This window comes from Ruminococcus sp. RTP21484sp1_RTP21277st1_D2_RTP21277_210401 (assembly GCF_040924225.1).
Taxonomy (GTDB): domain Bacteria; phylum Bacillota; class Clostridia; order Lachnospirales; family Lachnospiraceae; genus Blautia_A; species Blautia_A faecis.
In genome coordinates this window covers 1-9,295 of record NZ_JBCOMJ010000056.1, presented here as the reverse complement: position 1 = coordinate 9,295, position 9,295 = coordinate 1, and the positions used below count along the sequence as shown (strand labels likewise).

Sequence of the window (9,295 nt, the reverse complement as noted above, 5' to 3'; positions counted from 1 at the left end):
TGCGACAGCTTGTTTACTATACCACTGCCGCAAGGAATCGTCAAGCACTTTTTACAAAAAAGTTTATATTTTTTTGTGCAGATTGTTTTCCAGCATATGTTGATGCAAATACTTTTCCCTGGTAGCTAAACCACCTCTGATATGTCTCTCTGATTTATTCACCTCCAACACAGCCCTGGCCTGCCTTGCAAGTGCTGGATTTAAGCTTGCAAGTCTGGTCGTCACGTCCTTATGTACCGTAGATTTCGATATTCCAAATTTCTTCGCTGTCTGTCGCACCGTCGCTTTTGTTTCTATAATATAATTCCCAACTTCCACCGCCCGCTCCTCGATATAGTCTTTCATGGGTAAGGCCTCCATCGGCACCGTTTTTACAGTGTATGCACCATCCCCACCACAATATACAAAAACCGCCGCCAGATTTCTCCGGCGGCAGGAAATGATTTTTCAAACACGCTCTAGAGCGTGTTTGAAAAACATTCTAAGTTGTTCATTTTAACCAAATTAATATTGAGGCAATGCATATAATTCCTAAGAAGGTTGAAGCCAGTTTATCGTAACGCGTAGCTATTCGACGGAACGCTTTCAATTTGAGAAAATAGTTTTCTACTAAATGTCTCTCTTTGTAAAGCCACCAATCGCAATAACGATCAAACTTAGCTCCTTTTCTAGAAGGAATTGTTGGCTCTCCACCGTGGGTATAAATATAGTCAATCAGCTTGTTGCTATCGTATCCACGGTCAGCTAATACATTGCTTCCGTTTGTGTCGACATGATCTAACAAAGGGATTGCGTAATTAATATCGTTACGCTGCCCTTCGCTGATCATAAAATAAACCGGATAACCGTATGCATCTACAACTGCATGGATTTTTGTGCTGGCTCCACCACGGCTGTGTCCAATTTCGTTTGATGGCCCCCTTTTTTTGCTCCAGCACTATGCTGATGAGCCTGGACGATAGAGGCATCAATTGATAGTTCCGTTAATTCAGCTTCTAAGCTCAAGACACGAAAAATATTATCAAGGATGCCATCTTCAATCCATTTACGAAAACGGGAATAAACCGTTTGCCAGGCCCCATAACGTTCTGGGAGGTCCCGCCAGGGAGCCCCACTGCGAGCAATCCAAACAATTCCATTTAGAATTGTCCGATTACATTTTGAAGGACGACCTTGCTTTCCAGAATTTTCAGGTGGCAGTAAGGGAGCAACACGATTCCATTCATCATCGGTTAATTCGTATCGGCGCAACATAATCAACACCCCTTTTTCTTTATTTTAACATGAAAAAGGGTAAACGAATATATGTTTTGTGCAACTTTTATTTTTCAAACACGCTCTAGTTCTCTTTAAATTTTCTCTGCATTTCTTCTGGCAAATATTTTGCCAATTCCTCCACTAACTCGTGCACCTTTGTTCCTGGTGCTATTTCCGCCGGTGTTTTTCCCTCTCCATTTTTTATAATCCGCCTCGCATATCGAATTGCTAATTTCGGACTACCACCATTCATCAGCGTTTCAAATATGTTATCCATATTCTTCTCATATTTTCCAATTCCTAGTTCTCGAAATTTTTCATTCAGAAATTTCTTATACTCAGACCTATGATTATTTGAGGTATAATATGCGAAATGCAGCATAAACCAAAATTCAATACACTCATTACTCCATGCTGCATGATACTGAAGTTCTGGATTCTTTTGGTTCAACATATTTGCCCGCTGGACCACTCCATTAACATCGCAGGACGGGAAACTGTCTTTATCATAAACACACCATATCTGCCCTTTCGTAATCTTATTCTCACGTACATACTCTTCAGCCTTTCCAATCACACGCATCGTCTCAGCCTGACAGCCTTCAATTTCGATCAAAACCATATCACGATAAATAGGATTATCTTCGATATATCGTTTGAATCCTTGAAAATAGTTGGGTTCCGTTGCTTGTCCTTCGCAGAAAATATAGTAGCGAAATTCTTTCTTTTCCAGATATTCCTGCCGACGTTTCTTCTTCCAGTTATTCTTCTCTTTCCCTTCTCTTTTAGCCATTCACCCTCCCCCAATCTATTATTCTTTTGAGATACGGATCTGCACCATATTTTCCTTCCAGATACTGCTTATCAAACTTGGCATCTTTACGAACAGATTCACCTTTCTTATTTTTAAACTCTACAAGAGAATATAACTTTGAGTTCTGACATTTTCCCTTGGCTACAAACCAGATTTCATCTCTCCTGAACACTTCGCTGTTCATAGTAGATAAATCATGTGATGTAAAAATAAGCTGTGCACCTTTTTTATTCTTTTTCATATTGCCAAACATCATAATAAGGTATTTAAGTAATACCGGGTGTATCTTTGCATCCAACTCATCTATTACAAGAGTTGTCCCTCTTAGCAGACTTTTTGCAATAAACGGAAGCAAGCCAAATAATTTTCTTGTTCCACTGGATTCGTCAAATAAATTCAGCTCTGCTTCAAACTCATCTACTACGTGTTTTGTGAACACTTCAATCTGATCCTTTTCTTTTTCTTCTACACGAAAATCTACAATGTCCAAATCCATCTCCTGGATCATCTGAAGCATTAAGCTTTTTACCTCCTCTGACTTTGAAACAGCCATTCGTAATTCCTGTATAGGGTTTCCATAATTCAAAAAATCAATTTCTTCATCGAACCATCCAAGTACATCCTGTACCACCTCATTTTTCCTATAAGTAATTCCAAGATACGATAACAATGGTAATGTATCAGATAACTCATCACTGGTTTTTAATTTTGTAAAAGCACCTTTCAAAATAATTTCATTTTTATTGCGTTCAAAAAGTGCAGATTTCCTCCCAGTTTCCAGTTTTATGCGGTCTAGCCTTTCGTACTCAATCACTTCTTTTTTAACAATCAATTCATAACGATACTCTGTCAGTGCCGTTCTGAAGAACAGCTCAAATTCTGTCGGTTCATTTCTTGTCGCTTCGTCAAAAGCAAATGGCTCTATCACGACCTTTTTCATTTTCATTGCAGTCTCTTCGCTATTACTTGTGGCATATAATGGCCTTAATACTTTTGTAACCAGGCTATGGAGTGCTTCAAGAACGTTGGTTTTTCCTCCACCATTTGGTCCATATACAGCAGATACCGGTAAATATAATTCCCCATCTGTATCTTTTATAATCCGATCTTCATGCTCAGAAATGGCGGCAGCCTGCATATCAAATGTTACCTCATCCCGTATACTCTTAAAATTTTTCACTGTAAATTGGCATAACATTTTATTTACCTCCATTCGTCTAAACTTTTTATCTGTACCTTTATTATATCCAGTTTTTTGCTTTTCGCAATGATTTATGAGGTAAAATCTCATATTTATCGTTATAATTTTCATTTCTGCAATTTTCGACAAATTTTTACACTTTATACCATATATAAATTCCACAACAATATACAAAAACCGCCGCCAGATTTCTCCGGCGGCGGAAAGCTTTTCACGATTCAATATCAATATACTCAACTGCTATATGTTGGTTCCGTTACGTTTTGTGTCACTCTTCCTTAAACCTCTCCCCATCCAACTCTCTAATAACCTTCGCCGGGTTTCCGGCGACGACGGTGTTGGGGGCGACGTCTTTGGTTGCTACGCTGGCGGCGCCTACGATGGCGTTTTCGCCGATGGTGACCCCTGGAAGGATGGTAACTCCGGCGCCGTTCCAGGCGTTTTTGCAGATGCGCACATCCTTCACTGTGAGGACATCACGCTCATAAAAATCATGATTGTTGGTAAGAATTGATGTATTCAAAGCAATACGCACATTATCTTCTATATAAATATTCCCAGCTGACATACATTTGCAATACGGCATGATGACTACATTCTTACCTATATGAATATCCGCAGCTAGATTCGCATAAAAAGGCGCCACCACCTTGCTTTTCTCCCAGAAGCCTCCTGTAAACAGCTCTTTCATCAGCTCCTGATATTCCACTGATAAAGGGTCCGCTGCATTAAATCTGTGCAAAATCCCTGTAGTACGTTTTCCTTCTTTAGAGCGCTCCGGATTGGGAATCCGCAAGTCTACCCGTCTTTCTTCCATAATAATCTCCATTCCGCCGCCTTCGGTTGGCGGCACAAATAGTAATGAAAGTGTTCCAACTCTCTACACTGTGCTGTAAAATAGTTTGCAAGAAGCTACACTACAAAGCACGGGAGGAGGAGTTGTAATAACTTTCTTCGTTTTAGACAGCATAATAATCAGTGTAAGTTCTGCCTTTTCAAGCACAAATAAGTGGCATCATGAATCCGTACACTAAGAATTGTTTAAGCACCTTAGTTTAATTGTGTGGCAGTTCAGTCAATGGCTTCTTATCATTCACGAAAGGAGTCTGACTATGAAAGTTACTTATCAAACCTGTTGTGGTGTCGATGTTCACAAATCTTTTCTCGTTGCCACAATTGTAAAAACCACTGGTGGCATTGAGCCTTCTTACCAAAAGAAGCGCTTTTCCACCTTTAACAGTTCAATTCTTGAATTCAAGCAATGGCTTCTCGACAATGATTGCCATGATGTCTGTATGGAATCCACAGGTAAATACTGGGTTCCTGTCTTTAATCTTCTGGAAGATGAGATCAATGTTGTCATTGCCAATCCCAAGTGGGTAAAGGCTGTGAAAGGCAACAAAGATGATACCAAAGATTCTAAATGGATTGGGGATTTATTCCGTCTCGGACTTGTCAAAGGCAGCTATATCCCTTGTAAGATAGTCCGTATTCTCAGGGAATACACTCGCTATCGTTACAAGCTTGTTTCCTGCCGTTCAAGTGAAAAGAATCGATATCAGAATACTCTTACTGTCTGTAATGTTGCATTAGATTCTGTTGTTTCCGATATCTTTGGGAAGTCATCCATGTCCATTATCGACTATCTGCTTGAACAATCGGGTACATCCATTAACCACGAAGAAATCGCATCCAAGCTTCTTCGGAGCCTCAAATCCAAAGAAGATGCTGTTATAGAATCCGTCGAAGGATATCAAATGACTGATGCCCAAAAATATCGTGTGCGCCTCGTCCGCGCACATATGGATTATATCACAGCAGAAATCAACGATGTTGATAAAATGATAGAAAATATGATTTTTTCTAATCCTGATTTTGAAAATGCTGTCCAGTTTCTCTGTACCATTCCGAGTGTCAAACGTGATAGTGCAATCACTATCATCTCCGAAATCGGTACTGATATGTCTCAGTTCGGGGGTTCCAAACGTTTATGTTGCTGGGCTGGTCTTACACCAGGCAGCAATGAATCTGCTGGTAAGAAGAAATCTGTTCGGATTACACGTGCCGGTGTCTACCTCAAACCTGCATTAGTACAGTGTGCTCATGCAGCCGTAAAATCTGATAAATCTCCTTACTACAAAAAGAAATATGAATCACTTGTTAAACGTCGTGGCAAGAAAAGAGCCATTATCGCTATTGCCCGTATGATTCTTACTGCCATCTACCAGATGCTGTCTACTGGTGAGCAGTGGAATCCGAGCGATCTTTACAAAATCGATATGCCTGTAGCTCTTGTTGAAAAACAAAAGGCAAAAGCTATCAAGCAAGCCAAGAAACTATTGCAACGGGAGGGAATACTTCCTCCTGATGAACCATTAGCTTCTTAATCTAATTCACTATATCTATAACACTCTAAAAAGTTGCCTGATTTAGACAGCTTAGTAAAGTGCACCCATTTATGGCTGTCCTCTACTTTCTTTCACACTAATCTCCTCCTGAAAACTTACTGTTTTATTTTGTTACCATAAATAATACATCAAATATCCTTTACCTGTATAGAGCTCCACCATAAAAAAACAGCTGGAAACCGAAGATTTTTCTACATCTTTGGATTTCCAGCCATTTCTATTTTTTCATTAACCCCTTATTCCGTTACCTGAATAATCGTCTTCAGAACTTCGCTTCTGTGCTCAAACGCATATTCAAAAGCTTCCTGGCTCTTCTCAAACGGGAACATTGCAGGTTCAATGTGTTTCAGGTCAATCTTTCCGGTTCTTACAGCCTCGATGGCGATCGGGTAGATGTTGCGGTAACGCCATACGCTTCGGATGTCAACTTCCTTGCGGGCAAGCTCGCCGAATACAAATGGAATCTCGCCGCTGGCATTTCCTACGTTTACGATCACACCGGCTGTCTTAACGTATTTCCAGGTAGATGCAAGTGTTACCGGGCTTCCGGCTGTCTCGAATACGATGTCACAACCCTCGCCGTCTGTATATTCCATTACCTTCTCCACAGCATCTTCATTCTTTACGTTGATGGCATAATCTGCGCCGTGCTGCAGTGCAAGTGCCAGTCTGTTCTCAAGCGCATCAGAAACGATGATCTTGCTTACGCCCATAGCCTTGCAGGCAAGCATTGTCATATATCCGATGGTTCCAACACCGATGATCAGCGCTGTTTTTCCAAGCTCTGCGCCACCTCGTCCTGCAGCGTGCATACCCACGGATAATGGCTCCAGCATAGTTCCTTCCATAGTAGATACGTTATCCGGAAGCTTGAAGCACCACTCAGCCGGGTATGCGAAATAATTTCTTAAAGCACCGTTTGTAGGCGGTTTCGCTGCTGCCAGGAAATGTACATCCGGGCAAAGATTGTATTTTCCAGATTTGCAGTACTGGCATTTTCCGCAAGGAACACCAGGCTCCAGGGCAACTCTGTCCCCAACCTTCAAGGTTGTAACATCTTTTCCAACTTCGATAACGGTACCAGCACTCTCATGTCCCAGAATGAAATCCGGCGGAGCCTTTGTTGAGGTAAGATAACGATACCTTTTTTGCAGAGGGTGTTATCTTACCTCTTTTTGATGTATGTTAGATAGCATAACTCTTTACGTCGGCTCCTATCTGTCTGAAATAGGAGATACTTTCGGTAGGCTTGTCACCTGTATCAACTCTGCCGACAAAGCTATAAAAGATTTCGATTTTGCGGGTGTTCGTTTCCTTATCCAGTTCGTGAATAAGAATACGGTCAATAAATTCATGGACGTTTTCGTAGGTCAGTTCTTCAATCGCTGTGTATCTGCGTACCAGTGCGACAAACCTTTTTACGTCCGCGCTGCGCTCGGTGGCGTTGTCGATTTCCTGTGACAGCTCCGCAATCCTCCGGGTCAGCGTCTTTTTTTCTTCATCATAGCCGGAAGTCAGAAAAGCAAATTGTTCATCTGAAAGTTTCCCTAAAGCGTTGTCCTCGTAGAGCTTGCGGAATAAGATGTTCAGCTCGTTAATACGGTTCTGCGCCTTGTCAAGCTCTTTCCGCTGCTGTGTCAGCGTCTTTTGTACTGCCTTTGCGCTGCACTCGTTGGCTGTTTCGATAAACTCCTGTTCATGCTCTTTCACATAAGACGTTACTCGCTGCAAGTCTGCAAGGACAAGTTCTTTCAATACGCTTTTGCGGATATAATGCGTAGTGCAGAGCATATCATTTCTTGCCCGGTTGCGGTAGTTGCCGCAAGTGTAGGCGTGTTTCCGTTCAAGCGTCCCGGCTCCGCGTACTGCATACATTTTGTAGCCGCAGTCCCCGCAAAAGAGCAGCCCGGAAAACAGGTCAATTTCATCAACCTTTGTCGGGCGTTGCCGGGTGGCAATCCGCTTCTGTGCAAGTTCAAAGGTTTCTTCATCAATCAAAGGTTCGTGAGTGTTGGGGAAGAAATACCTTTTTTCCTCCGGGTTCTTTTTCGTCTTTTTCGACTTATAAGATACCTTGTAGGTTTTCCCGGTTATGGTATGCCCTAAATATTCTTTCCTTGTCAGAATGTCGTACAGCGTCTTATCCGGCCAGTTGTACCATGCGTTGAGCTGTGGGCGGGGGTGGCGTTTGCTCCCTGTCCTGCGGTAGCGCAGTTCCCCGACGGTCAGTATTTCATTGTCCCGCAGCCAGTTCTGGATTTCACACATACGGTCGCCCCGTACATACATTGCAAAAATCTGTTTTACGACGTGCGCCGTTTCCGGGTCGGGTATCAGATGATTGCGGTTATCCGGGTCGATAAGGTAGCCGTAAGGAGCTTCGCCGTTGACGCGCTCGCCTTTCTGCGCCTTTGCCTGTTTGACAGCCCGGATTTTCTTTGAGGTGTCGCGGGCGTAAAACTCGTTGAACCAGTTCCGCAGAGGGGTAAACTCGTTATCTTCCCTTGCTGTGTCTACACCGTCGTTAATGGCAATGTAGCGCACTTCATATTCGGGAAAGACAATCTCTATCAGCTCCCCGGTTTTCAGATAATTACGTCCCAGACGGGAAAGGTCTTTTGTTATGACGGTCGCCACGTTCCCGGCTTCAACCTCATGCAGCATGGCTTGAAGCCCCTCACGCTCAAAGCTCACGCCGGAAAATCCGTCGTCTACGAAAAAGCGCGTGTTGAAAAAGTGGTGTTCGTCAGCATACTTTTGTAAAATCAGTTTTTGGTTCTGTATGCTCTCGCTTTCCCCGGCTTGCATATCTTCCTGGCTCAATCTGCAATATAAAGCGGTAATCTTGTCTGTCTGTAACATTTTGTCCTCCTTTCCGACGACAGACAAGCATGGTATTTGTACTGTCTATATTATACCACATACCGCTGCCTGTGTCATGTATAAAATGTGAAGAAACGCCCTATTTCCGGGCGTTTGCGGGGTTCAGTTCCATGTCTTTGCGAATGAGTTTTTTTATCTTTTTATCCAGTGTGTCCGTTGCGCGTTCACTTGCGGACGAACATACAAGGTAAGTAACTTTTCCTATTTTATGCTCCGTTGTGGTAACGGGCGTTTGGTTTTGCGTCAAAGAAAATCCCCCTTTCTTTCGCAAACATATAATATAGTCTATGAATAGCAGCAAGTCCACTATTCAATAAAACAAAGGCTTTAATCGGACGGTTATTAGCATAACCTCATGGGAATTTCACCCCGGCATGGTTCTCATGCCGCCCTACCCATTGCCTGCGACGCTCTTAACGCTCGGACTGTGGCTGTAAGGAAGTATCATTGTATATTCTGCGCTGTCGTCGCCCGCAAGCCGCTACACTTGCTTTCCGGCGCGGTGTTGGTCGCTCGGCTGTCCGGGCGGGGTAATCCCTCCCGGATAGTGTCATGGCGCACCCGCCGTATGGCTCGGCGCAAAAGGAACGTATCCGATTTGCCCTATGCTGCGCCGCCGTTATCTTGCGCCGCTTTCTTTGTCAAGGTTCAGAATGGCTTTGCTGCCGCGTCAGCAGCGGAACGGAAAAGGGGGAGAGAGAAAGCGTCCCGCCGCCGCTGCGGTTTATTCCT

The 9,295-nt window shown here is 43.1% G+C and carries 8 protein-coding genes and 1 pseudogene; 1 reads left to right on the top strand and 8 read right to left on the bottom strand.

All coding sequences use genetic code 11. The features are described 5' to 3' along the window. Positions 1-63 precede the first annotated feature (63 nt). From spoIIID to AB5706_RS22625, 5 genes and pseudogenes are all read right to left on the bottom strand, one after another. Positions 64-345: a sporulation transcriptional regulator SpoIIID gene (gene spoIIID / locus AB5706_RS22645; protein ID WP_148461603.1), complete on the bottom strand. Its 282-nt coding sequence runs from the start codon at positions 343-345 to the stop codon at positions 64-66. A gap of 145 nt (positions 346-490) precedes the next feature. Then, positions 491-1,254, bottom strand: a pseudogene (locus tag AB5706_RS22640) (IS5 family transposase). Between the two features lie 85 nt (positions 1,255-1,339). Beyond that, a complete protein-coding gene (locus AB5706_RS22635; RefSeq protein WP_148461602.1) occupies positions 1,340-2,050 on the bottom strand; it encodes an RloB family protein in 711 nt (236 codons plus the stop codon). Further along, a complete protein-coding gene (locus AB5706_RS22630; RefSeq protein WP_226815296.1) occupies positions 2,043-3,446 on the bottom strand; it encodes an AAA family ATPase in 1,404 nt (467 codons plus the stop codon). The genes AB5706_RS22635 and AB5706_RS22630 overlap by 8 nt, the downstream gene beginning before the upstream one ends. 94 nt (positions 3,447-3,540) lie before the next feature. Continuing rightward, entirely contained in the window at positions 3,541-4,089 is a 549-nt protein-coding gene (locus AB5706_RS22625) for an acyltransferase (RefSeq protein WP_173717222.1), read from the bottom strand. 295 nt (positions 4,090-4,384) lie between these two features. On the opposite strand from AB5706_RS22625, the gene AB5706_RS22620 reads away from it, so the two are divergent. Then, positions 4,385-5,659 (top strand): IS110 family RNA-guided transposase, encoded by a 1,275-nt coding sequence (locus tag AB5706_RS22620; RefSeq protein ID WP_173717221.1) that lies wholly within the window; start codon positions 4,385-4,387, stop codon positions 5,657-5,659. A 257-nt stretch (positions 5,660-5,916) separates the two neighbouring features. On the opposite strand, the gene AB5706_RS22615 is transcribed toward AB5706_RS22620, so the two are convergent. The 3 genes from AB5706_RS22615 to AB5706_RS22605 form a co-directional block, all read right to left on the bottom strand. Then, positions 5,917-6,834: an NAD(P)-dependent alcohol dehydrogenase gene (locus AB5706_RS22615; RefSeq protein WP_276512288.1), complete on the bottom strand. Its 918-nt coding sequence runs from the start codon at positions 6,832-6,834 to the stop codon at positions 5,917-5,919. 31 nt (positions 6,835-6,865) lie between these two features. After that, a complete protein-coding gene (locus tag AB5706_RS22610; protein WP_002569190.1) occupies positions 6,866-8,542 on the bottom strand; it encodes a recombinase family protein in 1,677 nt (558 codons plus the stop codon). A gap of 100 nt (positions 8,543-8,642) precedes the next feature. After that, entirely contained in the window at positions 8,643-8,870 is a 228-nt protein-coding gene (locus AB5706_RS22605; RefSeq protein WP_004613661.1) for a transposon-encoded TnpW family protein, read from the bottom strand. Positions 8,871-9,295: the final 425 nt, after the last annotated feature.

Coding starts and splice junctions, on each gene's coding strand:
- spoIIID (WP_148461603.1), bottom strand. CDS start 345: ATGAAAGACTATATCGAGGAGCGGGCGGTGGAAGTTGGGAATTATATT.
- AB5706_RS22635 (WP_148461602.1), bottom strand. CDS start 2,050: ATGGCTAAAAGAGAAGGGAAAGAGAAGAATAACTGGAAGAAGAAACGT.
- AB5706_RS22625 (WP_173717222.1), bottom strand. CDS start 4,089: ATGGAAGAAAGACGGGTAGACTTGCGGATTCCCAATCCGGAGCGCTCT.
- AB5706_RS22620 (WP_173717221.1), top strand. CDS start 4,385: ATGAAAGTTACTTATCAAACCTGTTGTGGTGTCGATGTTCACAAATCT.
- AB5706_RS22610 (WP_002569190.1), bottom strand. CDS start 8,542: ATGTTACAGACAGACAAGATTACCGCTTTATATTGCAGATTGAGCCAG.